The sequence below is a fragment of the Luteibacter sp. OK325 genome (genome assembly GCF_003050935.1).
Classification (GTDB): Bacteria; Pseudomonadota; Gammaproteobacteria; order Xanthomonadales; family Rhodanobacteraceae; genus Luteibacter.
The window spans coordinates 1-26,221 of sequence record NZ_QAOX01000004.1 but is presented as its reverse complement, the minus strand read 5'-3'; the positions used below and the strand labels follow the sequence as shown (position 1 = coordinate 26,221).

Genomic DNA, 26,221 nt, shown 5'->3' with positions numbered 1-26,221 from the left:
GACAGTGAGGTTTCAATCGATCTAAAGGTGGGACGGAACAGGGCCTTCCTGGCACGTTGTTGTTTCAGGCCCGTTCGATCGGGCCTGCTCGATCAGGCATAGGCGATCTCGCCGATAGCCTTGGCGATTCCGGCGATCGCGCGCGACTTCTCCGAGCGCCGGTCGGTAACCAGTACGTCGATACGATCTGCGGGACACCAGGCAACGCGACTGCGTACACCGATCTTCGAATGGTCGGCCGCGATCACGATGCGGCGTGCGTTCGCGCACATGGCTCGTGCGATTTCGGCTTCTTCCATTTCGAAACTGCTGGCACCGGCTTTCGCCTCGATGCCCACCGGCGACAGGATCGCCAGGTGCGGCTGATAACGGGCGATCTCGGCAATGGTGCCCGAGCCGCCGGTGCAGCCGATCTGTGCGTTGAAGCGGCCACCAAGAAGATGCACCTCGTTACCCGTGCGTGCGGCGAAGCGCGCGGCGACGTCTACCGCATTGGTGACGATGGTCAGGCCGCTACGCGTGGCGAGCGCCTCGGCAACGAGGGTCATCGTGCTGCCGGCGTCCATGAAAATGGTCTGGCCGCTTTCAACCAGGCTGGCGACCTTCTTCGCGATGGCGCGCTTCTCGCGCACGCGGGTCGCATGGCGCACGTCGATCGGCGGTTCGTCGCCGGTGAGCACCGCGCCGCCGTGTACGCGGCGGATCTCGCCACGCTCGGCAAGCTCGACCAGGTCGCGGCGGATGGTTTCGCGCGATACGCCCAGCTCGGTCACGATGCGTTCGACGGAAACCTGGCCGCTCGTGCGGAGCAGGTCGCGGATACGGGTATGCCTTTCTTCATGCCACATGGCGTCGGTCCTTGAGTACGTGGAGGAGGAGGCGCATCAGCCCGAGGGCAAGCGCGCCGGCCACGACGACGCACATGGCGTACGCCGCGGCCTGGGCGAGGAACCCGTTTTCATCCAGTCGCATGACGGCGACGGACGCGAGACCCAGGCCCGGTGTCACGAGGAAGATCACGCCCGACAAGGTCACCAGCGAGCGCATGAACAGGTAGAAGAAGGCCGAGATGGCTGCCGGCATGGCGAACGGCAGCACGGCATCGCGCAGCACGTGGCGTGTATCGCCACCGAAGGACGCGACGGCATCCTCGAGTGCATCGGGCACCTGGCGCATGCCGGTCTGCATCGTGAGAAAGGCCTGCGCGTGGTAGTGGTAGAGGCTGCAGGCCGCGACGATGGCGGCGCTTCCGTAGAACCAGCTCGACAACACACCGTGGTTGAAGGTCAGCACATAGCCCAGGCCGAGCACCATGCCCGGCACGGCGGCGGGCAGGGACGCGAGCACTTGCAGTGGCCGCGCGATGCGCGGTGACGCCCGGCGCAGTCCCGCCGACAAGGCGAAGATCATCACCACGCCGACGACAGCGGCGAGCAGGGAGACGCCGAGAGACGTCGCTACCGGCCCGTAACCGTCAGGCATGCCGCCGGTGTAGTTGGCCAGGGTCAGCGTGCGGTCGTAGGGCCACAGCTTCACGACGCTCACATAGGCCACGGTACCGACCACCGCGACCACGGGTACCAGTGCGAGCAGGGCGAGCGCGCCAAGCGCCGCATCGCGCAAAGCGTGCCTGGCAGGCACCAGCGCGCGTCCGGGACTGGCGTCGCCACTGTCCTGTCGACGCTTGGCAAGGCGGCCGAGCCAGACCGAGAGCAGGGCCGGGGCCAGCAGGACCACGCCGAGTGTGGCGCCCATGGCGAAATCGAGCTGGCCTACCACTTCGCTGTAGATCTCCATCGCGAGCACGCGGTAGCTGCCACCGACGACCACGGCACTGCCGAAATCCGTGAGGGTTTCAGTGAACACGAGAAAGGCTGCTGCGAGCAGGGCGAAGCGCAGGCGCGGTACGGTCACGTCGATGAACTGGCGCCACGGTGTGGCACCCATCGACTCGGCAGCATCGTAATGGCGCGCCGGGGTGCGTTCGAGCGCTGCGGAGACGATGATGACGACCTGGGGCAGTCCGTAGAGCGTGTTCGCGATCAGCAGGCCCCAGAAGCCGTAGATATCCGTCGGCAAGCCGGTGAGTCGATGGACCAGGCCGTTGCGACCGAGCAGGCAGACCAGCCCGAGTCCGAGCACCAGGGACGGTGCGAGCATCGGTAGCAGCAGCGCACCACGGATCAGGAACTTGCCTGGCAGGCGCGAGCGGTGCAGGGCCATGGCAAGGCACAGGCCGAACGCCATCGTCGTGAACGTGGTGGCGACGCCGATGCTCAGGCTATGCAGCGCCGCGCGTGGCAGCCCCGGATCGTCGAAGAGGCGTGCGTAGTTGGCGAAGGTGAAAGCACCCTTCGCATCGGTGACGCTACGCCAGAGCACGGTGAGCAAGGGCTGCACGAAGAACAACAGCAGGCCTGACAACGGCAGTGCCAGTAGCAGGCCCGCGCCCAAGCGCGGACGTGCGACAGCGCGAACGGCAACGATGCTGCTCACGTGTTCACCCACGCGCCGCGCACGGCGTCGATGGACACAGCCTCGCCACTTACCAGCGGGCTGCGCCCCGGGAACTCGGCGAGGACGCGGCGTCCGCGCCATGCGACGTTGGCGCGTGCGAGATTGCCGAGGAAGGTAATGTCTTCGATAACGCCTTCACCGCGTGGGTCGGCTTCGATAACGAGATCTTCAGGCCTCAGGCAGAGTTCGAACGTGGCATCGGCACCGGGTGGCCGGCGTTCGAGGAAGGTTGGCAGCGTCGCGCGCACGAACGATGTCGGCAGCAGGTTGGCGTGGCCGATGAAGTCGGCAACGAAGCGTGACCGCGGTCTCTCGTAGAGGCAGCGCGGTGTACCGATCTGTTCGACGCGGCCCTGGTTCATGCAGACGATGGTGTCGGCCATGGCCAGCGCTTCGTCCTGGTCGTGCGTCACCATGATGGTGGGGATGCCGAGCGAGCGCTGCAGCGCTCGGATCTCGCCGCGCAGTTGGGCACGGATGGCGGGGTCGAGGGCGGAGAGCGGCTCGTCTAGCAGGAGCATCGACGGGTTCGCCGCCAGTGCACGGGCCAGGGCCACGCGCTGCTGCTGGCCACCGGAAAGCTGGTCGGGGAAACGTGCGGCCAGCGTGCCGAGGCCGACGCGCTCCAGCCATTCGGCGGTGTGCGTGGCGATCGCAGCGGGCGATTCGCCGCGCAAACGCATGGGGTAGCCGACGTTGGCCGCCACGGTCATATCGGGAAACAGCGAATACGACTGGAACACCAGGCCCATGCGGCGTTCGCGCGCGGGCAGGGCGGTGATGTCGCTACCGTCGAGAATGATCCGACCCCTGTCGGGAGCCGTCAGGCCGGCAACGATCCGCAACAAGGTTGTCTTGCCACAGCCACTGGGACCGAGCAGGCAGACGAAGTCGCTTTCGCCGGCATGGAACGACACACCGTCGAGGACGGTATGTCCGCTCCAGGCCTTTCCGATGTCATCGATGCGAAGATGCATTCCCCTTGTCTCCCCGGCAGCCGACGCGTCAGCGCGTCAGTTGCTTGAATCTGGTAATGAGTGCCGCGCGTTCACGCGCCGCGGTGGCGAAGTCGCGCGCAGGCAGCGTCGCGACGAGATGGGCAGGCAAACCTTGCCGTAGCTGTTCGTCCGTGGGTTCGCTTCCTGGCGTGGCGACGATCTCCTTGAAGCCGCGATACAGCGCGGCGGCGTCGGGCGAGGCGGTCCAGTCGAGGAATCGCTGCGCATCCGCGGCGTGGGCGGCGCTCTTCATCAGCGCCGATCCTTCGAGTTCGTAGCCGGCACCGTCGCTGGGAATCACCATGGTCACCGGGTAACCCTGGCGAATCGACTGCATGGCGGAGAAGGCGAAGGAGATGCCAATGGGGAACTCGCCGATACGCGCGAGCTTGCAGGGTGCCGACCCCGAGAGGGTCTCCTGGCCGACATTGCGCGCGATGTCGGTGACCAGGCGCATGCCTTCCGCATTGCGCCCCGCATCCGACAGCGAGGAAATCAGCATGTAGCCCGTCCCCGACGATGCTGGATCGGGCATGGCGATCTGGCCGCGATACATCGGGGAGGCCAGGTCGCGCCATGTATGCGGCATGGGCAGCCCGCGCTCGGCGAGTGCTTCGCGGTTGACGCACAGGGCGGCGAGGTAGCCGGTGGGTGCGAACCAGCGGGCGTCGCTGCCGCGGAAGCTCGCCGGCATGCGGTCGATGTTGATACCGTGCACCGGCGTCAGCAGGGTGGCAATGCGTGGGTCGAGCATGTCGGTGACGGCCATGCCCCAGATCGCGTCATTGCGCGGTTCCGCGGATTCGGCGAGCAGCCGGGCAGCAAGATCGCCGCTGGACAGCCGCAGCACGTGGACATCGATATCCGGCAGGGCCTTCTTCGCCGCCGCGAGATAGATGGCTATCTCGTCGCTCTCCAGCGCCGAGTAAACGGTGAGGTCACCGGCACGCACGGCACCGCATGCCGCGAGCAGCGCAAGGACGCTTCCGATTTGGCGGTATGCACGCATGGTTGCCGGTCCAGTCCCCAAGGTTGAAAGATGACACATCCGTGTGGCGATTTGGGTATATTTGCAAACATGGGGCATATGGTCCAGTAGAGAATTTCCGTTTTTGTCATCAATCCGAAACGTGCAAACGCTAGATGGCGCACGTTTTTTTCAGCCCAGGAGTGTCATTGATGGAATCGTTGTCCGCCGCGGAGCGGAAGGAATTCGAGGTGTTTGCCACCGGCATCGCCGACAATGCACGCGCCTTCTCGTTGCCTCGTTTCCGCCAGCCGGTCGACGTCACCCTGAAGGGTGACATGAGCCCCGTGACAGCCGTAGACCGGGGCGTGGAATCCATGCTGCGCGAACGTATCGGGACCGCCTGGCCGGAACACGGCCTGCTGGGCGAGGAATATGGCGCGACCCGTATCGACGCCGAGTTCGTCTGGTCAATCGACCCGATCGACGGCACGCGCAGCTTCATTTCGGGCTGGCCGCTCTGGGGCACGCTGCTCGCGCTGCTTCGTCATGGCAAGCCGATGCTCGGCATCCTCGACATGCCGGCACTGGACGAGCGCTGGATCGGCCATGTGGGTGTCGGCACGACGATGAACGGTGCGTTGTGCCGCACCAGCGGATGCACGGCGCTGGAGGCGGCCACGCTGTACACCACGACGCCCGACATGTTCACCGCCGACGAATGGGCGCGTTTCGACCGAACCAGCCGCGCCGCGTATACCCGCCGCTTCGGCGGCGACTGCTACGGTTACGGCATGTTGGCGTCCGGTCATATCGATGCAGTGATAGAAGCGAATCTTATGCCGTACGACTATCTGGCCATCGCGCCGGTGGTCCAGGCAGCAGGTGGCGTCATCACCGACTGGGAAGGCCGTACGCTCGGCCTGAACAGCGGTGGTCGCGTGGTCGCCGCCGCGACACCGGCCCTGCACGCCGCCCTGATCGAATCGCTCGCCAAGGACTGAACCCTTTCATGTTTTCCCGCGATCGCCGTCGTTTCCTCCATGCCGCCGGGGCCACCGTAGCGGCGTCGCTGATCGCCCAGGGATTTCCGGCGTCCATTGCCCGCGCACTGGCGACGGCGCCGGACCGGCGAACCGGCACCATCGCGGACGTGGCTCACGTGGTGATCCTCATGCAGGAGAACCGATCGTTCGATCACTATTTTGGAAGCCTGCGCGGCGTACGTGGCTTCGCCGACCCCCGCGTGGTGGAACTGGCCAACGGCGATCCCATCTGGCGCCAGCCGGTCGCGACGACGCATACCAAGTACTGGAAGCCGCGTGGCGTGGCCGATGATGTTGCCTGGGTCTATCCATTCCACCTGGATACGCACGCCAGCGGCGACCATCACGAAGGCACCGACCATGGCTGGAGCACAGGCCATGGCGCATGGAACCTGGGACGCAGTGATCGCTGGATCGAACAGAAGCAGGACGTCCTCACGATGGCGCACCTGCGTCGCGAGGACGCCGCGTTCCATTACGCCCTGGCGGATGCGTTCACCGTCTGCGACGCGTATCACGCCTCGGCCCTCGCCGACACGGCGATCAATCGCATTTACTTGTGGAGCGGCACGTCCGATCCGTCGGGTCGCCTCGGTACCAAGGCGAACGGTCCGGGCAGCGAAGAACGTGCCGACGCCAACGGCTATACATGGACGACGTATCCGGAACGGCTGGAAAAGGCGGGCGTGAGCTGGCGTGTCTACCAGGGCGGCACCGGCGAGCCGGGGTCGCCGACGGACAACTACACCGACAACTCGCTGGAGTTCTTCGCGAAGTTCCAGGTGAAGGAGGGTGCCGACCCCACCGGCTCGCTCGTCCGCAACGGTGTTTCCACGCATACGCTGCGCGAACTCCGCGAGGACGTACGGCACGATCGCTTGCCGCAGGTGAGCTGGATCGTCGCGCCGTACAAATTCAGCGAGCACCCGACCTCGTCGCCTGCGGATGGCGCGTTCTACATCCGTAGCGTGCTCGACGCACTTACGGCGAACCCGAAGGTGTGGGGCCGCACCGTGCTGTTTCTCAACTACGACGAGAACGACGGTTTCTTCGATCACGTGGTTCCACCTGCGCCGCCCTTGGAGAGCGGGCAAGGCGGCGAAGGCGTCGTTTCGGACGATCTGGTCGCGGGTCTCGCCGACGAAATCATGGACCTCGATGCCCATCTGCGAATCGTCGCGCCCCTGGTGCCCGGCAGCGATCCCGGCGGAGAACAGCCCGTGGGCCTCGGCAATCGCGTGCCGATGATCGTCGTCTCACCCTGGACCCGTGGCGGCTGGGTGTGCTCGGAAACCTTCGATCACACCTCGGTGCTGCGTTTCCTCGGCAGGCGCTTCGGTGTCGACGAGCCCAACATCAGCAATTGGCGTCGGTCGATCTGCGGCGACCTCACGAGTGCCTTCGACTTCGCCGGCACGACCGATCATCGTGTGCCGACGATTGCTTTGCCCAAAGGCTCGGCTGGCAAGGCGCCCATCAACATTCCATCGTCTCAAGCAATGCCTATGCAGGAGCCCGGCGTGCGCCCGGCACGTGCGCTCGGCTACGCATGGACCGTCGAACACCGCCTCGAGGGAGGCAGGAGCCGTATCGCCTTTGCCAATTCAGGGACGTGTGGTGCGGCTTTCCTCGTCTATGACGGCCTGGACCGGGAAGCCCCGCCGCGGCGCTACGCCGTCAGCGCCGGCGCCAGCATCGTCGACGACTGGAAGCTCGCGAGTGCCGGCGACGCGTACAACCGGCGTATCCATGGCCCGAACGGCTATCTCGCCGCCATGCGCGGGTTTGCGGGCGATGCGATCGAGGCGAGCGTTCGCGGTCTTGCTGGCGCCCGTGCCGTCGACGTGGTGTTGAGCAACCGGGGCACGGCGCCTATGGCTTGCCGCATTGCCAATGCCTACGTCCGCAGCCAGACGCAGTCCGTGACCTTGGCGCCCGGCGCGAGCCAGACGCTTACCCTCGACCTGGTCTCCAGCGCGGGCTGGTACGACATCGCGATCACGACGCCAGACGCCCCTCGCTACCTGCGACGGTTCGCTGGGCATCACGAGGATGGCCGACCGGCCACGAGTGATCCGGGGGCCCCCAGCTGATTGATGAGGCGCTCCTGTGGGAGCCGGCTATGCCGGCGATGAGGTCGCGGCAACCTGGCGATCGCCGCTGAAGCGGCTCCCACGCAGAGCTGGGGCTCCCACACGGGGCTGACGGTATACTCACGAGCCAGCCATACCGAAAGCCCCAGCCCGTGACCAGCGAACTGTCCTCCATCATCGATTTCATCCGCTACGGCGCCAGCCGTTTCTCGGCCGCCGGCCTGACCTTCGGGCATAGCCACGACAATCCGATCGACGAGGCCACGCACCTGGTCCTGGCCGCGCTGCACCTGCCGCCCGACCTGCCGCCGGCCTATGGCACGGGCAAACTGGTGTCCGACGAGCGTGAAAAGGTCCTCGCCCTGATCGAACGACGCGTCGCCGAGCGCGTGCCGGTGGCCTACCTGGTGGGCGAGACCTGGTTCGCCGGCCTCAAGTTCAAGAGCGACCGCCGTGCGCTCGTGCCACGCTCGCCCATCGCCGAACTCATCGAGAGCCGCTTCACCCCGTGGCTGGACGACCGCCACGTGGAACGCGCGCTCGATCTCTGCACCGGCTCGGGCTGCATCGGCATCGCCATGGCCGAATACAACCCGGACTGGCAGGTGGACCTGGTCGATGTCAGCGACGACGCGCTCTCGCTGGCCAACGAGAACATTGCCTACCAGCACGCCGAAGACCGCGTGAGGGCGATCAAGTCGGACCTCTTCGCCGGCGTGAAGGGCGTGGTCTACGACCTCATCGTCTCCAACCCGCCGTACGTGACTAATGACGAATATGCCGCGATGCCGGCCGAATACAGCCATGAACCTGTCCTCGGTTTGACATCAGGCGATGATGGACTGGACATCACGCTGCGCATCCTCGACGAAGCCGCCGACCATCTCAGCGAAGATGGCCTGCTGATCGTCGAAGTGGGCGATAGCGAGCATGCACTGGTCGCGCTCCTGCCGCGCTTGCCCTTCGTCTGGCTGGAGTTCAAGGTCGGGCAGATGGGTATCTTCGCGCTGGAGCGTCGCGACCTGCTCGAGCATGCCCGTGACATCTCCGCTGCGCGCGCCGCGAGAAACTAAACCCCTACCGGAAGCATCGTGTCCTCCAATACGTTCGGCAAGCTCCTCTCCGTCACCACGTTCGGCGAAAGCCACGGCCCGGCGATCGGGTGCGTGATCGACGGCTGTCCTCCCGGCCTGGCACTCGAGGCCGGTGAGTTCCGCGCCGATCTCGAGCGCCGCGCCACCGGACGCTCGCGGCACACGTCGCAGCGCCGCGAGGCGGACGACATCGAGATCCTTTCGGGGGTCTACGAGGGCGTCACCACCGGTACGCCGATCGCCTTGCTCATCCGTAATACGGATGCCCGCAGCAAGGATTACGGCAACATCCTCGATACCTTCCGCCCTGGCCACGCCGACTACACCTACTGGCAGAAGTACGGCGTGCGCGACCCGCGCGGTGGCGGTCGGTCGTCGGCGCGTGAGACGACCATGCGCGTCGCCGCCGGTGTCGTGGCCAAGAAATGGCTGGCCGAACGTTACGGCGTGAGCGTTCGCGGCCATGTCTCCCAGATCGGTGACGTCGTGCCCCGCGGCTTCGACCCGGCAGCCATCGAGACCAGCCCGTTCTTCTGGCCGGATGCCGCGCAGATTCCCGAACTCGAGACCTACATGGACGCGCTGCGCAAGTCGGGCGACTCCGTTGGCGCGCGGGTCACCGTGATCGCGGACAACGTTCCGGCCGGCTGGGGCGAGCCGATCTACGGCAAGCTCGACGGCGAACTCGCCGCCGCGATGATGTCGATCAACGCGGTGAAGGGCGTGGAGATCGGCGACGGTTTCGCCGCCGTGGCCCAGCGTGGCAGCCAGCACCGCGACGAGATGACCGCCGACGGTTTCCTCTCCAATCACGCGGGCGGGATTCTCGGCGGCATCGCCTCGGGCCAGCCCGTCGTCGTCTCCATGGCGTTCAAGCCGACCTCCAGCATTCTCATTCCCGGCCGAAGCGTGGACCGGGCAGGGGAGCCAACCGAGGTCGTCACCAAGGGGCGCCACGATCCGTGCGTGGGCATTCGTGCCGTGCCGATCGCCGAGGCCATGCTCGCCCTCGTGTTGATGGACCAGGCGCTTCGCCACCGTGCGCAGTGCGGCGACGTGGGCGTCGTACCGCCACGGATCCCCGGCACGCTACAGGGGACTTCGCATGATTAAGCCGAGGGTCTGGATCTCCCGGCCGTTCTTCCCCGACATCATCGACCGCCTGCGTGATCATTTCGACGTGCACGCCGAGGCTGAGGAACGCGCGTTCTCCGCCGCCGAGCTGGCCGAGCGCCTCGCCAACAGCGACGCCGCCATCGTCGGCCTCGCCGACAAGATCGACGGCAAGGTGCTCGAAGGGGCGCCGAAGCTGCGCTTCGTGGCCAACCTGGGCGTCGGCTACAACAACCTGGACATCGACGCCCTGACGAAGCGCGGCGTGGGTGCATCCAACACGCCGGACGTGCTCAACGAGACCGTGGCCGACTACGCCTGGGCGCTCATGCTTGCCGCTGCCCGCCGGGTGGGCGAGGCCGAGCGCTGGCTGCGCGATGGCCAGTGGCATGGCTCGCGTTTCGAAGGCTGGCTGGGCGCAGACGTGCACGGCAAGACCATCGGCATTCTCGGCATGGGCCGTATCGGCCAGGCCATTGCCCGCCGCGCGGCCGGCTTCCGGGCCCGGGTCATCTATCACAACCGCTCGCGGCTCGATGCCGCGCTCGAGCGCGAATGCGCGGCGACCTACGTCGACAAGGCCAGCCTGCTGGCCCAGTCCGATCACCTGATCCTGGTGCTGCCGTACACGCCGGAAAACCGCCATAGCATCGGCGAGGCCGAGCTGAAGGCGATGAAGCCGACCTCCGTGCTGGTGAATATCGCCCGCGGCGGCATCGTCGACGATGCCGCGCTGGCCCGTGCCCTGGCCGCCGGCACTATCGCCTCGGCAGGCGTGGATGTGTTCGAAGGCGAGCCTTCGGTCCACCCTGACCTGCTGAAAATCGAAAATATCGTGCTCAGTCCGCACATCGCCAGCGCAAGTCGCGACACACGTCGCGATATGGCGGCGCTGGCTGTGGACAATGTGCTGGCTGCGTTCGGACATGGTCCTCACGCCGGGCGGCCACCCACGATCATCAATCCGGGTGTGCTGGCCGACGCCAGCTGACCTGTTTTTCCACGCCCTGACGAAAGCGAAAATGAGCAAGAAGACGAGTTACAAGGTGGCCATGGTGGGTGCGACCGGCGCGGTCGGCGAAACCCTCCTTTCGATCCTCGCCGAGCGGGATTTCCCGATCAGCGAACTGGTACCCCTGGCGAGCGAGCGCTCGGCGGGCGGCACAGTCGACTTCGCCGGAAAACCTTATGTCGTCCAGGATCTCGCCAAATACGACTTCGAAGGCGTGGACATCGCCTTCTTCTCCGCGGGTGGTTCGGTCAGCCGGGAGCATGCGCCGCGCGCTGCCGCGGCCGGTGCCGTGGTGATCGATAACACCTCCGAATTCCGCTACCAGGACGATATTCCCCTGGTGGTGGCCGAGGTCAATCCGCACGCGATCGTCGACTACACGGTGCGCGGCATCATCGCCAACCCGAACTGCTCGACCATGCAGATGCTGGTGGCCCTGGCCCCGATCCATCGCGAGGCAGGCATCGAGCGGATCAACGTCGCCACCTACCAGTCGGTGTCGGGCGCGGGTCGCAGCGGCGCGGAAGAGTTGGGCAAGCAGACGGCCCAGATGCTCAATTTCCAGCCGGTGGAGAACTCGAAGTTCCCGGCACAGATCGCCTTCAACGTGATCCCGCAGATCGACGACTTCCAGCCCAACGGCTACACCAAGGAAGAAATGAAGATGGTCTGGGAGACCCGGAAGATCCTCGAGGATCCTTCGATCCAGGTGAATCCGACCGCCGTTCGCGTACCGGTCTTCTACGGTCACGCGGAAGCCGTGCACATCGAGACCCGCGAGAAGATCACGGCCGAACGCGCGCGCGAGCTGCTCGAACAGACCCCGGGTCTGGTCGTGAAGGACGAGCGCAAGCCAGGTGGCTACCCGACCCCGGTCGGCGATGCCGCCGGCAAGGATCCGGTCTTCGTTGGCCGCATCCGCGAAGACATTTCCCACGAACGCGGCCTGGACCTGTGGGTCGTGGCCGACAATATCCGCAAGGGTGCGGCTCTGAACGCCGTGCAGATCGCGGAGATCCTGATCGAGGACTATCTGTAATGAACCATCGCGTCGCCATCGCCTGCCTGTTCGTCGTGTCCTCGCCCCTGGCGATGGCCGCGCAGCAAACCCAGACGAAGGCGGCGCACGCCGACCCGGCCGCCGCCACCCGCGCAAAGGTGGCAGCGGTGCACGGGGAGGCCCAGGCCGAGGACGCCAACGTCAGGCATCTCAAGGCCCGGGTCGACGCACTCGAGTCCGATACGCAAGCCGCAGGCCGCCAGCTGGACGACCGGGACCGGAAAATCGCCGAACTCGAGCGCGAGCTGGACGCCCAGCGCAAGCCATAACACGTAAGGGGGCGTGTACAGGCCTCGCGACCGACTCAACGTTGTCGCGTAACTGCCCGTACTCGCTATTGTTAGTTGTTGCTGGGGTGCACTACAGTGGCGCCTTCGCGGCCGACCGCCCGAAAGAGGCGTGCCGTCAGCATGGTATTAGTTCGGGGGAAGCGAGTGATGAACCGTACGTTGAAGCTGTCGATCATGCTGGCGCTTGCCACGGGGGGCGGTCATGCCCTGGCGCAGGACCTGGGCCAAGTCCAGGTGCGCTCGACCATGGACCAGCCGCTGGTAGCTGAAATCCCATTGAATGGCTTGTCGGGCAAGACCGATAACGTCCATGTCACCCTCGCCTCGGAAGAGGCGTTCTCACGCGCGGGCCTGAACCGCGGTGGCCTGCCTGTCGCGCTCACCTTCGTAGTGGGCAAGAACGCCAGCGGCCAGCCGGTCATCAAAGTGACCAGCACGGCACCGGTGCGCGACACCTATCTCGATTTCCTCGTCGAGGTCTCCACCGACGGTAACAAGGTCGTCCGTGAGATCACGATGCTGCTCGATCCGCCGGGTACGCCGTCCTCGACGGCCGGCATCACGGCCAGCGTGCCTGCGGCCAGGCCATCGCGCACGTCCGATGTGCCCTCCCGCGTGCCTGCGCACAGCGAGTCACGGCCTTCGCGTAGTGAATCGACGCCGGCTGCGGCCCGCGCCGCGGCGGCTCCGTCGGGTGCCGGCGACAGCTCGGTCACGGTGCAGCGTGGCCAGAACCTGTCGACGATCGCGCGCGACCACACGAACGGCGGCGACCTCAATCAGGTCCTGTTGGCCTTGCACAAGGCCAATCCGGACGCTTTCTACCGCGACAACATCAATGCGCTGAAGACCGGCGCGGTGCTGCGCATGCCTTCCGCTGACGACGTCCAGGCCCAGTCGGCCGCGGCCGCCCTCACGGAAGTGCGCCGCCAGAACGAGGCGTGGCGCTCGGGGACGACACGTTCGCCCTCAGTCGTCGCCGATGCGGCCTCCACCGGTGCGGCACAGGCTCCGGCCAAGGCTGCCGCTCCCGCCAACGACCGCCTGGCCATTGTCCCCTCGAAGGAGGGCGGCGACGCCGCTTCCACTCGCGCGGGCACGAAGGACGGCAAGGGCGACGCCCAGGTGGCCGGCCTGAAGCAGGAGCTGACGACCTCTCAGGAGTCCGTCGCTTCGCTCAAGCAGCAGGGCGCCGAACTGAAATCGCGTCTGGGCGACCTCGAAGAAATCAACAGCAAGAACCAGCGCCTGATCAGCCTGAAGGACTCGGAAATCGCCGAGCTCCAGCGCAAGCTGGCCGAGACGCGCAAGGCCGCGGGTCAGCCCGCGACCGCCGCCACAGCGGCTGCGCCTGCACCGGCTCCGGTCGCGGCCGCAACGCCGGTCGCCGCTCCTGTCAACGCGCCGGCGCCTGCGCCGGCCGCGGCTTCAACGGTCGCCGCCGTGGCGGCGACGCCGGTCGTGCCTGCCCATGCCGCCACCGCACAGGCTCCTGCCGTCGTCACGACGCCGATCGCCGCGCCGGCAACGCCAGCATCGGTCGCCAAGCGCCCCGTGAACAAGCCGACCCCGGCACCGGTAGTGGAAGAGGATCCGTGGTACCTGCAGACCTGGGCCTGGGGCGGCGGCGCGATCGTCATTCTCCTGCTCCTGGTGGCTGCCGTGTTCGGGCGCAAGAAGAAGCCGGCCCTGGCCGGTCCGGCCGCCACCTCGCTGGCGGATCGCTTCGGTCGTGAGCCGAACTTCGACACCTTCGGCCACACCGATGCGATGGACCAGGACCAGCGCGAGATTCTCGACGCCCTGGCCGAGCACCCGGACGACATCGGGCTGCACCTTGAGCTGGTGAGCCTGTATTACGGCCGCCGCGACGTCGAGCACTTCGAGGCTGCCGCCGAGGCGATGTTCGCCCACGTCGCCGATCCCGAGCAGCCGGAATGGCGCGACGTGGTCACGATGGGTGAAGACCTCGCTCCCAGCCATCCTCTGTTCGGCGGCGTGCCCGTGGACGAGATCGACGAGCCATACGACCACTACGAGCCGGGCCACGTGCATGCGGCCGACGAATCCGCTGCGCTGGAACAGTTCGACCTGGGCACGTACGTGACCAGCCCGGACGAGGATGATCGCCCGGCGACACCGACGCCGCAGAAGCACAGCGAATACCACTTCAACTTCGACCTGACCCCGGTGCAGCGCGCCGAGGCCGACCGTCGACCCAACGCAACGGATGTGTTCGACGCCGATGCTCCGGACTCCCTCTACACCGAGGTTCCGGCGCATGGTTCGAACGAGCACGGTGCGATCGAGCCGGTTCCGTTCGCTGAAGAGCCTTCGTCCTGGTCGTTCAACGAGGAGACCGAAGCGGCTGCGAAATCCGCCCACGACCTCCCGCGTTTCGACGAACCGACCTTCGCCGACGAAGAGCCGATCGCCGATCACAACCCGGAAAGCTTCAGCGACGACCCGGTCGACACCAAGCTCGACCTGGCCCGCGCCTACCTCGACATGGGTGACGCCGAAGGCGCCCGCCTGATGCTGGACGAAGTGATTTCCGAAGGCACGCAGATGCAGAAAGACACGGCCAAGCGAATCCTCAACGACATCGTCTGACCTGTGGGAGCCGATTCATCGGCGATGCCCTTGTAGGAGCCGATTCATCGGCGAGCACTAAACAGAAGCCCCGGCCACCCCGGGGCTTTTTTTTGTAGGAGCCGGCTATGCCGGCGATGGGGGATGCCGCAACCTGCTATCGCCGCTGAAGCGGCTCCCACATTGGGTGCCGCCCTACCCAGGGTGCTACCCTTTACCGTTTCCACCGCAACGAACCGCCCCATGCGTATTGCCCTTGGCGTCGAATACGACGGCACCGATTTCTTCGGTTGGCAGCGGCTGAGTCATGCGAAAACCGTGCAGGGTTCGCTGGAGCAGGCGCTCAGCTTCGTCGCTCACACCCCGATCGAGGTGACCGCCGCCGGGCGCACCGACGCGGGCGTGCATGGACGTTGCCAGGTGGTGCACTTCGACACCGACGTGGTTCGCGACCTGCGCGGCTGGATTCTCGGCGCGTGCTCCAACCTGCCACATACGGTGGCAGTGACCTGGGCGCAACCTGTGCCGGACGACTTCCATGCGCGTTTTTCCGCGCGGGCACGTCGCTATCGCTATCGCATCCTGCCGCGCTTCGTCCGGCCCGCGCTCGATGCGCGTTTCGTTGCCTGGGAGCGTCGCCAGATCGACGCCGAGGTGATGAACCAGGCGGCGCAGGCGATCGTCGGCGAGCACGACTTTTCCGCCTTCCGGGCCATTTCCTGCCAGGCGGTGCACGCGCGCCGCAACGTGCGCTCCATCCGCGTGTTTCGCGAAGACGTCCACGTCGTGGTGGAGATCGAGGCGAATGCCTTCCTCCATCACATGGTGCGCAACATCGTCGGCTCGCTGCTGCGGATCGGTCGTGGCGAGGAGGACGTCCGCTGGATGGCCGAACTGCTTGCCGGCCGCGATCGCGAGGTGGCCGGTGCCACCGCGCCCGCGGAGGGCCTGACCTTCCTCGGGCCGCTCTATGAAGCCCACTGGGGTCTGCCGCCGGAGGTGACGTTATGACCCGGATCAAGTTCTGTGGGCTCACGCGCCTGGAGGATGTGCAGTTGGCTGCGCGCCTCGGCGTCGACGCGATCGGTTTCGTCATGACACGCCGGAGCAAGCGCTTCGTCGAACCTGGGGCGGCGGCGCGCCTGCGCGACGCCGTGCCACCCTATGTCACGACCGTGGCGCTGGTGATGGACGACGAACCTGCCTACATCGAGGAAGTACTGCGTGTGTTGCGCCCCGACATGCTTCAGTTTCACGGTGGTGAAACCGACCAGGAGTGCGCCGCATACGGCGTCCGGTACACGAAGGCCATCGCGATGGGTGAGGGCGAAGCCGCGCTCGAACATCTGCATGGGTATCCGCAAGCGGCCGGTCTGCTCCTTGATGGCCATGGCCTCGGCGAACCGGGCGGCAGTGGCCAGCGCTTCGACTGGGCCCTGATGCCGAAGGATCTTGCGCAACCGTTGATCCTCGCCGGCGGCCTCACCGCGGACAACGTGGCCGAGGCCATTCGCGTGGCGCAACCCTGGGCGGTGGACGTCTCCAGCGGTATCGAGTCGTCGCCCGGCATCAAGGATCGGGCTAAGATGGAACGCTTCATTTCTGCTGTACGACGATAACGAGAAGGCAATGACCGAGATTGCGGATTTCCACGCCTATCCGGATGCGCATGGGCGCTTCGGCGACTACGGCGGCATCTACGTGGCTGAGACGCTCATGGAGCCGCTCGCCGAGCTGACCGCCGCCTACGAGAAGTTGCGCACGGATCCCGCGTTCATCGCCGAGCTCGATCGCGACCTCAAGTATTACGTCGGTCGCCCCAGCCCGGTGTACCACGCCGAGCGGCTGTCGAAGCACGTCGGTGGCGCTCGCATCCTGCTCAAGCGTGAAGACCTGAACCATACCGGCGCGCACAAGATCAACAACACCGTGGGCCAGGCTCTCGTCGCCCGGCACATGGGCAAGACGCGGATCATCGCCGAGACCGGTGCCGGCCAGCATGGCGTGGCCAGCGCGACGGTCGCCGCGCGCATGGGCCTGAAGTGCGTGGTCTACATGGGCGCGGTGGATATCGAGCGACAGAAGATCAACGTCTACCGCATGCGCCTGCTCGGTGCGGAAGTCGTGCCGGTCACCTCCGGCTCGAAGACCCTGAAAGACGCGCTCAACGAAGCGATGCGCGACTGGGTCACCAACGTCGCCGACACCTTCTACATCATCGGCACGGTGGCCGGTCCGCACCCGTATCCGCAGATGGTTCGCGACTTCAATGCCATCGTCGGCCGCGAAGCGCGCGAGCAGGTACTCGAACAGTTCGGGCGCCTCCCGGACGTGATCACGGCCAGTGTCGGCGGCGGATCCAACGCGATCGGTATCTTCCACGCGTTCCTCAACGACCGCGATGTGCGCCTGGTGGGCGCCGAAGCCGCCGGCGACGGCATCGAAACCGGCCGCCATGCCGCCTCGCTGACTGCCGGCAAGCCGGGCGTGTTGCACGGCAACCGCACCTATGTGCTATCGGATGCGAACGGCCAGATTGTCGAGACGCATTCGGTGTCGGCTGGCCTGGACTACCCCGGTGTAGGCCCCGAACACGCCTTCCTGAAGGACGCCGGCCGTGCCGACTACGTCGGCATCACCGACGACGAGGCGCTCGAAGCCTTCCATCTGCTGGCGCGCACCGAGGGCATCCTCGCCGCGCTGGAGTCGAGTCACGCCGTTGCCCAGGCGATCAAGCTCGCGCGCGAACTACCCAAAGACGGCCTGGTGCTCGCCAACCTCTCCGGGCGTGGCGACAAGGACGTGCACACCATTGCCGAGCGTGAAGGGATCGAACTCTGATGAGCCGCATCGAACGCCGTTTCGCGGCGCTGAAGGCCGCTGGCCGCACGGGACTGATTCCTTTCGTTACCGCCGGCGATCCGCTGCCCGACGCCGTCGTGCCGATGTTGCACGCCCTGGTCGCCGCAGGTGCCGATCTGATCGAGCTCGGCGTGCCGTTCTCCGATCCGATGGCCGACGGTCCGGTCATCCAGCACGCCAGTGAGCGGGCCATCGCCAGGGGCGTCGGCCTGCATAACGTGCTGGCCTGGGTCGCAGCATTCCGTGAGACAGACAACGAAACGCCCATTGTCCTGATGGGCTATCTCAACCCGGTCGAGATGTATGGTTACGCGGAGTTCGCTGAAGATGCCGTTGAAAAGGGTGTCGATGGCGTGCTGATGGTGGATTGTCCGCTGGAGGAGTCACACGTGCTCGAGCCACTCCGGGCTGTCGGTCTCGACCAGATTCTCCTGGCCTCGCCGACCACGACCGAGAAGCGCCTTGCCGCCCTGAGCGAGGCCGCCGCGGGCTTCCTGTATTATGTGTCGTTCGCTGGCATCACCGGCGCGGCCCAGCTGAGCACCGGCGACATCGCCGAGCGCGTAGCAGGCATCCGGGCCCGGTCGAAGGCTCCGGTGGCCGTCGGTTTTGGTGTCCGCGACGCGGCAAGTGCCGTGGCGATTGGCGCCTTCGCCGACGCCGTGGTCATCGGCAGCGCCCTGGTCGATCGCCTCTCCGGCGCGACCTCGGCGGACGACCTCGCCGGCAGGGCACATGACTTCCTCGCGCCGATCCGCGCTGCGCTCGACGCGCGCTGAACGGCCGTTGCGTTAGAACGGATCCACGGAGAGAACGATGAACTGGCTGCAGAAAATCATGACGCCGAAGACCCGCGCGCAGCAGCGCGCGGCCGGCGACAACAAGGGCAAGGTGCCTGAAGGCGTGTGGGAAAAGTGTGCCGGTTGCGGCACCGTCCTCTATAAGCCGGAGCTCGAAAAATCGCTGATGGTCTGCCCCAAGTGCGGCCACCACCATGCGATCAGCGCGCGTGTCCGCCTGAATGCATTCTTCGACGAAGGCAGCACCACCGAGCTGTGGGCGAAGATGGAAGCGGTCGACGCGCTGAAGTTCAAGGACCAGAAGAAGTACAAGGACCGCGTCGCCGCGGCGCAGAAGGCTACGGGCGAGAAGGATGCGCTCATCGCGATGTCCGGCCGCCTGCTGGATCGTCCGGTGGTGTCGGTGGCGTTCGAGTTTGCCTTCATGGGCGGCTCGATGGGCTCAGTGGTCGGCGAGAAGTTCGCCCGCGCCGCGGAGCGCGCCCTGGCCGAAAACAGTGCCCTGGTCTGCTTCGCCGCCACTGGTGGCGCACGCATGCAGGAAGGCCTGTTCTCACTGATGCAGATGGCGAAGACCTCGGCTGCGCTGGCGCGTATGCGCGACGCCGGCGTGCCGTACATCTCGGTACTCACGCATCCGACCACCGGTGGCGTGTCGGCCAGTCTGGGCATGCTGGGTGACATCAATGTTGCCGAGCCGAAGGCCCTGATCGGCTTCGCCGGTCCGCGCGTCATCGAACAGACGGTGCGTGAGACCTTGCCCGAAGGCTTCCAGCGTCCCGACTTCCTCGTCGAGCACGGCGCCATCGACGTCATCGTCGACCGCCGCGAAATGCGCGACAAGCTCGGCGCGATGCTCGGCATCATGGAAAAGGCGCCGCGCGCCGCGGCGTGATATGTGGGAGCCGCTTTAGCGGCGACATCCACGTTGCCAAAACCTTTCGCCGCAACAGCGTGCTATCGCCGAGCAAGCAAGCCCGACTCAGGTCGGGCTTTTTTTAGGTTCATCGCGGAATTCCGGGGACGTCGCTGCGGGCGTGGACGTAGCAGCGCAGAGCCTTCGGTGCCCACCCTCGCTGCTCAGACAGTCCTCCGCGTTTCGTAGCGGAAAGGCCGCTGCGCGGCCCGTGTTCTTATTGGCCTACGGCCGCTCCACTTGTGCGGAACTCGCCTCGAGGGTGGGCACCGAAGGCTCTCCCGAGCCCTGAGGTTCGCGTGGGTCGAGCCAGAGCGAGCGGCCGCATCGCCGGCAGGCACACAGGCACGCAGGCAAAGGCGCGAGGAAGGTGTTCGGCAACCGGGTAGCGCAACCGCGTCCGCTTCGCCCTGGTGTTCCGGGAGCCGACGGGGCCGACGACGGCGCCACGCCACGGCTCTCCTTCCACTCAACCGTATCGTCGTGAGAGACCTTGGTGTCCACCCTCGAGGCGAGTTCCGCACAAGTGGAGCGGCCGTAGGCCAGATAGATACATGGGCCGCGTCAGCGGTCTTTCCTTCTCGAACGCGGAGGACTGTCTGAGCAGCGAGGGTGGGCACCAAGGTCTCCCCCGCGAAGCGCCCGAGTGTAAAGAGCGATGGCGCAGCAGAGCCCCGCGAGGCCGACGGCGAGCCATGTGCGAGGTAAAGAATGCCCGGGCTGAAAGCCGGGCGCCCGGGCCCGGTAATCCACGATGGACCGTTCTTTTTAGACCAGCACGCGTTCCGCCCACAGCGACAGCGTGCCAAGGCCCGCACCGATCACCGTCGCAGCCAGTACGTCGCTCGGATAATGCAGGCCGAGCACCACGCGCGAGGCACCGACGAGCGCGGCGAAGCCGATGAGGAAGGGCGCGAGGATCGGGTAGTGCGCGACGGCGACAACGGTGAACGCAACGGCCTGCAGGGTGTGGCCGGAGGGGAAGCTGAACTCGTCGAGTGGCGGCACGTGGGCGATCACGCCGGGGCAGGTGCGGAACGGGCGCGGACGGCGCGTCCAGCGCTTGAGGACGCGGTAGAGCATCAGCGCGGTCAGGCCGGTCACGGCCATCTGGACGGCGACAGCGACACCATGCCAGCCGCCGACGAGGGCGATAACGGTCATCAGCGAGTACCAGAAGACGCCGTCGCCCAGTCGACTAATGGCGCCGAAGAAGATGCCGATGGCCCGGCGTGCGCCCCAGCGATTGGCGGCGACGCACATGCGGCGGTCGAGGTTCGCCCTACGCGGCGACGGCGGTGCTGCGCTCATGGACGCTCTCCTCGGAAAGGGATTGCATGATGGTTTCGAACTCGTTGACGACCGACTCGGATGAGAGGCCGGCGACGGAGGCACGCGCGGCGTGCCCCATGGCCATGCGTACCGTGGCATCCGCGCCGAGGGTGGCGGCGCGTTCGATGAGGCCGCCTTCGTTGCCAGGCGCGACGCGAATGCCGTTCTGGCCATTGCGGATGAACTCGCGCGCGGCGGCTTCCGCGTACGCAACGACGGGTATGCCGGACGCCATCGCCTCGAGTACGACGTTGCCGAAGGTTTCCGTGAGGCTGGGGAAGACGAAGAGGTCGGCGCTGGCGTAATACGCGGCTAGTTCATCACCCCGACGCGTCCCGGCGAAGATCACATCCGGGTTGGCCGCTTCGAGTGCCGCCCGGCCCGGACCGTCGCCGACGATGACGCAACGCGCCTGAGGTACCCGACGCGCGAGCGCGCGGTATGCGTCGATCACCACGTGGAGATTCTTCTCCGGCGCGACGCGGCCGACGCTGAGCACCACCGGCGCGTCGGTACCGGCACCCCAGCTGTCACGCAGGGCCTCGTCGCGACGCTCCGGGTGGAAGCGCGCGGTGTCGACGCCGCGGCGCAGGACGCGTACGTCATGAACGCCGAGGTCGTTGAGCTCGCCGGCGAGCTGGCCGGTCGGCACCAGAGTGGTCTGCGCCCGGCGATGGAAGCGGGCGAGGTAACGACGTACGAAAGGCGTCAGCGCGCCGAAGCCGTAGTGGCCCACGTAGAAGTCGAATCGGGTGTGGAAGCCGGTGGCGACGGGAATGCCGAGCCGACGGGCAGCGCTGACAGCGGTCCAGCCGAGCGGGCCTTCCGTCGCCACGTAGATCGCGTCAGGGCGGTCCGCGCGCCAGCGTCGTTCGATGCGGAAGCGGGCAGGGAGGCCGAAGCGGAGGCTGGAATACCGCGGCAGGGCGGCACCTTCAACCGCGAGAACATCCATACCCGCGTCGGCCAGTGGCGACGTATCCGGGTGGATCGGCCGGATGAGGTCGACCGCGTGGCCCCGCCGGACGAGTCCGCGGGCAAGCGCCTGGACGGTAATGGCTACGCCGTTGACGTCCGGTGCGTAGGTCTCGGTGACGATGCCGATTCGCATGGCGGTGCCCCTTCTGGCCTGGCTTGACGCATGCTCGCGCAATGGCGTGTCCGGGCGGTTATCGGGGCATGACCGGCATATGACAGCGGGGCTGGGTTAAAATCGCGGTCTTGCCTGCCGAACGACCTACACGATGACCGTCCGTACCCGCTTCGCTCCCAGTCCTACCGGCTACCTGCATATCGGCGGCGCCCGCACCGCGCTGTATTGCTGGCTGGAATCCCGCCGCCGCGGCGGCGAGTTCGTGCTGCGAATCGAGGACACCGACCGCGAGCGGTCAACCCAGGAGGCCGTGCAGGCCATCCTCGACGGCATGTCCTGGCTCGGCCTGGTGCATGACGAGGGTCCGTACTACCAGACGCTTCGCATGGACCGCTACCGCGAAGTGGCCGATCAGCTGCTGCGTGAGGGCAAGGCCTACTACGCCTACGAGACCAAGGAAGAAATCGAGGCCATGCGCAACGCCGCCATGGCGGCCGGTGTGAAGCCCCGTTACAACGGCTACTACCGCGATCGCAACGAGGCGATGCGCGACGATCCAAACCGGGTGATCCGTTTCAAGAATCCGGCCGCCGGTAGCGTCGTTTTCGAGGACAAGGTGAAGGGACGCATCGAGTGGTCCAACGAAGAGCTCGACGACCTCGTCATCTTCCGTTCGGACGGCTTCCCGACCTACAACTTCGCCGTGGTCGTCGACGACATCGACATGGGTATCACGGAAGTGATCCGTGGCGATGACCACGTCAACAACACACCGCGCCAGATCAATATCTATAAGGCGCTCGGTGCGACCGTGCCCGAGTTCGCGCACCTGCCGATGATTCTCGGTCCGGATGGCCAGAAGCTGTCCAAGCGCCACGGCGCAGTGAGCGTCATGCAGTATCGCGACGACGGTTTCCTGCCGCACGCACTGCTCAACTATCTGGTTCGTCTGGGCTGGTCGCATGGTGACAAGGAGATCTTCTCGGTCGACGAAATGAAGACCCTGTTCGACGTTGCCGACGTCAACAAGGCGGCATCGCGTTTCGATGTGACCAAGCTTTCCTGGCTCAACCAGCACTACCTGAAGACGGATGACCCGGCCCTGCTCGGTCCGGAGCTGGCCTGGCACCTGGAGAAGACCGGCATCGACGCGTCGAAGGGCCCGAATCCGGCGGATGTCGTCGTCGCGCTGCGCGACCGCGTGCAGACGTTCAAGGAAATGGCCGAGCGCGCGAAGATCTGGTACGGCCCGATCGTCGAGTGGGACGACAAGGCCGTCGAGAAGCACCTGCGCACAGAGACGGCGGCGGCCGCGCTCGATGCGGCGAAAGCGGAAATGGTCTCGCTACCTGAGTGGACGCCGGAAGCTATCCACGGTGCGGTGGAGCGCGTGGCCGCTTCACTGGAGTTGGGCATGGGCAAGGTCGCGGCGCCGCTGCGTGTGGCGATGACGGGCACTCAGGTCTCGCCCTCGATCGAGCACACCATTTACCTGGCCGGACGCGAGGGCGCCATCTCGCGTATCGACGAGGCACTCGCCCGCTCGCGTGGATGAGCTCCTCGCCAGGGCGATGCAGGGCGTCGATCCCGATGACCCTGCTGCGTCCCTGCGCATCTTCAGCAATCTGATGGGGCTGGTGCCCTGGTGGAACCTGATTGCCTGGCAGGTCTTCTTCGTCGTGGTCGGCGCGCTGCTGGGCTGGTGGCGGGGCAGGACCATGGCGGGCATCGTCGCGGCACTGGTGCTGGGCCCGTTCGGCTGGGTCGTTCCCTTCATGCCAAAGCGGGTCCCGCCTTCACAGTCACCCGGGGGCGGCCCGCTGCCTCCGCCCCTTCCGGGCTCGAAAAAGCGCTGACGTGGCCTCATGTTAGACTGACGCACACGAGGATTTCGATGTGACCACGCACGCTGCCCACCGACACGATCACGAGCACCACGACGACGCGCGAAGCTTTGTCGCGGCGGTCGAGCATGCCTCAAACGAGCGCGGCCTGAGGCTGACTCCATTGCGTCGTGAAGTCCTTGAGCTGGTGGCGAGTGCGGGCAAGCCCGTTAAGGCCTACGACCTTCTGGACCGGCTGCGTGAGAAGCACGGCAATGCCGCGCCGCCGACGGTCTACCGGGCGCTCGACTTCCTTCTTGAGAACAGCTTCATCCACAAACTCGAGTCGATAAACGCGTACGTGTCCTGCCATCATCCGGCCGAGTCGCACCAGGTGCCTTTCCTGATTTGCGATAAGTGTCAGTGCGCGCAGGAGGTCTGCGACGAGCGCGTCGCGGAGCTGATCGAAGTGCAGGCCAAGGCCCTGGGGTTCCGTCCGCAGGCGCAGACCCTGGAAGTTCACGGTATCTGCAAGAACTGCCGCTAGGCTTTTTGTAGGAGCCGGCGATGCCGGCGATGGGGTGGGGCAATCTGGTTATCGCCGCTGAAGCGGCTCCTACGGGGAGTCCTGTTTTTCTTGGCTTTCGGAATGTTATAAAGTAGCATTGCTTGCCTGCACCCGTGCAAGAAGTCACGCTATGTATCCCATGACCGATTTCCCCATCGAATCCCCCGTCGATCCCGAAACGCCCCGCCGTTGGTGGCATGCGGCCGATCGGGTCGGTGCGCTGGCGTCGTTCCTGTGTGCGATCCACTGTGCCGCGCTGCCGTTCGTGCTGGCCCTGCTGCCCGTACTCGGCCTTTCTTTCCTGGCCGATCACCGCTTCGAAACCGGTTTCGTGGCATTTGCCTGCGTTCTGGCCAGTGCGGCACTCATTTCTGGCTTCCGCCGGCATCGCCGCCGCCTGCCGTTGGTCCTGGCGACACCGGGCTTGATGCTGCTGGTGCTGGGCGTGACTTTCCTGCACAGCGACTCGCTTATCGTCCATAGCGTGCTTGTCACCTGCGGCGGTTTCCTGCTGGCCTCGGCGCATTTCGTCAACCTGCGGGTGGACCGCAGTGAGCACGCGGGCCATATCCACGGCCCGTCCTGCGCGCACCCGTGATTGTGTAACCGCGGCACGATTACCTAGCCTTTGCGCATGGCACACGACCACTCCCACGCCCACGCCGGCCATTCGCACGGTGAGGTGCACGCGCACGGCCACAGCCACTCCGAAGGGAGCAGCGAGAAGAAGCTGCTGTTCGCTTTCGTCCTGACCTTGCTCATGCTGGTGGTGGAAGCGGCCGGTGGCCTGGTCTCCGGATCGCTGGCCCTGCTGGCCGACGCCGGTCACATGCTGGTGGACGCACTGGCCCTGTTGCTCGCCTTCCTCGGTGCACGTTTCGCCGCCCGGCCCGCCGACGCGAGGCGTAGCTTCGGCTACGGCCGCATCGAGGTGCTTGCCGGCTTCGTGAATGCGCTGACCCAGTTCGCCCTGGTCGCCTTCATCGTTGTGGAGGCCGTGCAGCGCCTGTTCGATCCGCAGCCCATTCTCTCCGGCGTGATGCTGGTGGTGGCGGTGATTGGCCTGGTGGCCAACGTGGTGGTGCTGCGCACGCTGCATGGACACGACCCCGACGACGTGAATATCGCAGGCGCGAGCCTGCATGTCCTCGGCGACCTGCTTGGCTCGGTGGCCGCGGTGCTCGCTGCGCTCGCCGTGCGTTGGGCGGGCTGGCTATGGGCGGACCCGCTGCTGTCGATCCTGGTTTCGCTGCTGATCCTGCGCAGCGCGTGGTCGCTGCTGCGTCGCTCGGGCCATATCCTGCTGGAGGGCACGCCTGAGGGCGTGCATCTGGTCGACATCGAAAAGGGCCTTCGCGAGGCCGATGAGAACATCCTGGACATCCATCACGTGCATGTCTGGCAGGTCACCGCCGGCGCGCGGATGGCCACGCTGCATGCCGAACTGAGGCCCGGCGCGGATCAGTCGCGCTGTCTCACCGCCATCAAGACCATGCTGGTCGAGCGTTGGCAGGTGGGCCATGTCACCGTCCAGTTCGACCCGGGCCCCTGTCCGGACGAGCTCGAAGGCTGCGGCAAGGGCAGCCAGCGCGTTCACTGAACAGCCCTCAGGCTTGCCATTTGCGCCGCCGCTGATACGATGGCCGGCCGTTCCTCTTCATTTTTCAGAATCAAGGAGTTTCCCATGGGCAAGGGCGATCGCCGCACTCGTCGCGGCAAGATCAACCGTTCCAGCTATGGCAATGCTCGTCCGCACGTTGACGTTGTCAGCGGTGCAGCCGTTGCAAAGCCGGCCGCCGCAAAGCCGGCCGCTGCCGCTGCCAAGAAGGCGGCCCCGCGCAAGAAGGCTTGATTGCCTTTGTAGCGTGAGATGAGAAGCCCCGCATTGCGGGGCTTTTTGTTGGTTCATCGCGGAATTCCGGGGACGTCGCTGCGTTCGGTGACGTAGCAGCGCAGAGCCTTCGGTGCCCACCCTCGCTGCTCAGACAGTCCTCCGCGCTCGGTTCGGAAGACCGCTTCGCGGCCCATGTCTTATGTGGCCTGCG

At 66.1% G+C, this 26,221-nt stretch carries 25 protein-coding genes; 19 read left to right on the top strand and 6 right to left on the bottom strand.

Annotated elements, in window-relative coordinates; genetic code table 11:
- Positions 1-92 precede the first annotated feature (92 nt).
- Genes C8J98_RS10150 through C8J98_RS10135 form a run of 4 tightly spaced genes read right to left on the bottom strand, consistent with a single transcriptional unit; the run spans position 93 to position 4,524 of the window.
- Entirely contained in the window at positions 93-848 is a 756-nt protein-coding gene (locus C8J98_RS10150) for a DeoR/GlpR family DNA-binding transcription regulator (protein WP_107913095.1), read from the bottom strand.
- On the bottom strand, positions 838-2,496 hold the full coding sequence (locus tag C8J98_RS10145) for an ABC transporter permease subunit (RefSeq protein ID WP_158272670.1): 1,659 nt from the start codon (positions 2,494-2,496) through the stop codon (positions 838-840). The genes C8J98_RS10150 and C8J98_RS10145 overlap by 11 nt, the downstream gene beginning before the upstream one ends.
- On the bottom strand, positions 2,493-3,494 hold the full coding sequence (locus C8J98_RS10140; RefSeq protein WP_107913415.1) for an ATP-binding cassette domain-containing protein: 1,002 nt from the start codon (positions 3,492-3,494) through the stop codon (positions 2,493-2,495). The genes C8J98_RS10145 and C8J98_RS10140 overlap by 4 nt, the downstream gene beginning before the upstream one ends.
- Before the next feature lie 28 nt (positions 3,495-3,522).
- Positions 3,523-4,524: an ABC transporter substrate-binding protein gene (locus C8J98_RS10135; protein ID WP_107913093.1), complete on the bottom strand. Its 1,002-nt coding sequence runs from the start codon at positions 4,522-4,524 to the stop codon at positions 3,523-3,525.
- 170 nt (positions 4,525-4,694) lie between these two features.
- Here C8J98_RS10135 and C8J98_RS10130 point away from each other — a divergent pair, with 170 nt between their 5' ends.
- The 13 genes from C8J98_RS10130 (at position 4,695) to accD (ending at position 19,339) form a co-directional block, all read left to right on the top strand.
- Positions 4,695-5,486, top strand: coding sequence for an inositol monophosphatase family protein (locus C8J98_RS10130; protein WP_107913092.1), 792 nt, complete (start codon positions 4,695-4,697; stop codon positions 5,484-5,486).
- A gap of 8 nt (positions 5,487-5,494) precedes the next feature.
- A complete protein-coding gene (locus C8J98_RS10125; protein ID WP_107913091.1) occupies positions 5,495-7,621 on the top strand; it encodes a phospholipase C, phosphocholine-specific in 2,127 nt (708 codons plus the stop codon).
- A gap of 152 nt (positions 7,622-7,773) precedes the next feature.
- Positions 7,774-8,694: a 50S ribosomal protein L3 N(5)-glutamine methyltransferase gene (gene prmB, locus C8J98_RS10120; RefSeq protein ID WP_107913090.1), complete on the top strand. Its 921-nt coding sequence runs from the start codon at positions 7,774-7,776 to the stop codon at positions 8,692-8,694.
- An 18-nt stretch (positions 8,695-8,712) separates the two neighbouring features.
- Positions 8,713-9,828, top strand: a complete 1,116-nt coding sequence (gene aroC, locus C8J98_RS10115) for a chorismate synthase (RefSeq protein ID WP_107913089.1) — start codon at positions 8,713-8,715, stop codon at positions 9,826-9,828.
- Positions 9,821-10,819, top strand: coding sequence for a D-glycerate dehydrogenase (locus tag C8J98_RS10110; RefSeq protein WP_107913088.1), 999 nt, complete (start codon positions 9,821-9,823; stop codon positions 10,817-10,819). Before aroC ends, C8J98_RS10110 begins: the two co-directional genes overlap by 8 nt.
- Positions 10,820-10,850: 31 nt before the next feature.
- A complete protein-coding gene (locus C8J98_RS10105) occupies positions 10,851-11,879 on the top strand; it encodes an aspartate-semialdehyde dehydrogenase (protein WP_107913087.1) in 1,029 nt (342 codons plus the stop codon).
- Positions 11,879-12,169 (top strand): hypothetical protein, encoded by a 291-nt coding sequence (locus C8J98_RS10100; protein WP_107913086.1) that lies wholly within the window; start codon positions 11,879-11,881, stop codon positions 12,167-12,169. Before C8J98_RS10105 ends, C8J98_RS10100 begins: the two co-directional genes overlap by 1 nt.
- Before the next feature lie 168 nt (positions 12,170-12,337).
- On the top strand, positions 12,338-14,803 hold the full coding sequence (locus C8J98_RS10095) for a FimV/HubP family polar landmark protein (RefSeq protein WP_107913085.1): 2,466 nt from the start codon (positions 12,338-12,340) through the stop codon (positions 14,801-14,803).
- A 222-nt stretch (positions 14,804-15,025) separates the two neighbouring features.
- Entirely contained in the window at positions 15,026-15,793 is a 768-nt protein-coding gene (gene truA / locus C8J98_RS10090; RefSeq protein ID WP_107913084.1) for a tRNA pseudouridine(38-40) synthase TruA, read from the top strand.
- The gene (locus C8J98_RS10085) at positions 15,790-16,401 is read left to right on the top strand and encodes a phosphoribosylanthranilate isomerase (RefSeq protein WP_107913083.1); all 612 of its coding nucleotides are present in this window, start codon (positions 15,790-15,792) and stop codon (positions 16,399-16,401) included. The genes truA and C8J98_RS10085 overlap by 4 nt, the downstream gene beginning before the upstream one ends.
- A 10-nt stretch (positions 16,402-16,411) precedes the next feature.
- Positions 16,412-17,623 (top strand): tryptophan synthase subunit beta, encoded by a 1,212-nt coding sequence (gene trpB / locus C8J98_RS10080; RefSeq protein WP_107913082.1) that lies wholly within the window; start codon positions 16,412-16,414, stop codon positions 17,621-17,623.
- Entirely contained in the window at positions 17,623-18,423 is an 801-nt protein-coding gene (trpA, locus tag C8J98_RS10075; protein WP_107913081.1) for a tryptophan synthase subunit alpha, read from the top strand. Before trpB ends, trpA begins: the two co-directional genes overlap by 1 nt.
- Positions 18,424-18,460: 37 nt before the next feature.
- On the top strand, positions 18,461-19,339 hold the full coding sequence (gene accD / locus C8J98_RS10070; RefSeq protein ID WP_107913080.1) for an acetyl-CoA carboxylase, carboxyltransferase subunit beta: 879 nt from the start codon (positions 18,461-18,463) through the stop codon (positions 19,337-19,339).
- Positions 19,340-20,128: 789 nt separating this feature from the next.
- Here accD and C8J98_RS10065 read toward each other — a convergent pair.
- Positions 20,129-20,671: a phosphatase PAP2 family protein gene (locus tag C8J98_RS10065; RefSeq protein ID WP_107913079.1), complete on the bottom strand. Its 543-nt coding sequence runs from the start codon at positions 20,669-20,671 to the stop codon at positions 20,129-20,131.
- Positions 20,643-21,803: a glycosyltransferase family 1 protein gene (locus tag C8J98_RS10060; protein WP_107913078.1), complete on the bottom strand. Its 1,161-nt coding sequence runs from the start codon at positions 21,801-21,803 to the stop codon at positions 20,643-20,645. The genes C8J98_RS10065 and C8J98_RS10060 overlap by 29 nt, the downstream gene beginning before the upstream one ends.
- A 133-nt stretch (positions 21,804-21,936) precedes the next feature.
- On the opposite strand from C8J98_RS10060, the gene gltX reads away from it, so the two are divergent.
- The 6 genes from gltX to C8J98_RS10030 all read left to right on the top strand — a co-directional run bounded on the left by gltX (position 21,937) and on the right by C8J98_RS10030 (position 26,028).
- Entirely contained in the window at positions 21,937-23,340 is a 1,404-nt protein-coding gene (gene gltX / locus C8J98_RS10055) for a glutamate--tRNA ligase (protein ID WP_107913077.1), read from the top strand.
- Positions 23,333-23,641 (top strand): hypothetical protein, encoded by a 309-nt coding sequence (locus tag C8J98_RS10050; protein ID WP_107913076.1) that lies wholly within the window; start codon positions 23,333-23,335, stop codon positions 23,639-23,641. The genes gltX and C8J98_RS10050 overlap by 8 nt, the downstream gene beginning before the upstream one ends.
- A 40-nt stretch (positions 23,642-23,681) precedes the next feature.
- The gene (locus C8J98_RS10045; protein WP_107913075.1) at positions 23,682-24,155 is read left to right on the top strand and encodes a transcriptional repressor; all 474 of its coding nucleotides are present in this window, start codon (positions 23,682-23,684) and stop codon (positions 24,153-24,155) included.
- A gap of 160 nt (positions 24,156-24,315) precedes the next feature.
- On the top strand, positions 24,316-24,774 hold the full coding sequence (locus tag C8J98_RS10040) for a MerC domain-containing protein (protein WP_107913414.1): 459 nt from the start codon (positions 24,316-24,318) through the stop codon (positions 24,772-24,774).
- Positions 24,775-24,810: 36 nt separating this feature from the next.
- Positions 24,811-25,776 carry a cation diffusion facilitator family transporter gene (locus C8J98_RS10035; RefSeq protein WP_107913074.1) on the top strand — a complete coding sequence of 322 codons (966 nt, stop codon included), beginning with the start codon at positions 24,811-24,813 and terminating at the stop codon, positions 25,774-25,776.
- 84 nt (positions 25,777-25,860) lie between these two features.
- Positions 25,861-26,028 carry a 30S ribosomal protein THX gene (locus tag C8J98_RS10030; RefSeq protein WP_107913073.1) on the top strand — a complete coding sequence of 56 codons (168 nt, stop codon included), beginning with the start codon at positions 25,861-25,863 and terminating at the stop codon, positions 26,026-26,028.
- Positions 26,029-26,221: the final 193 nt, after the last annotated feature.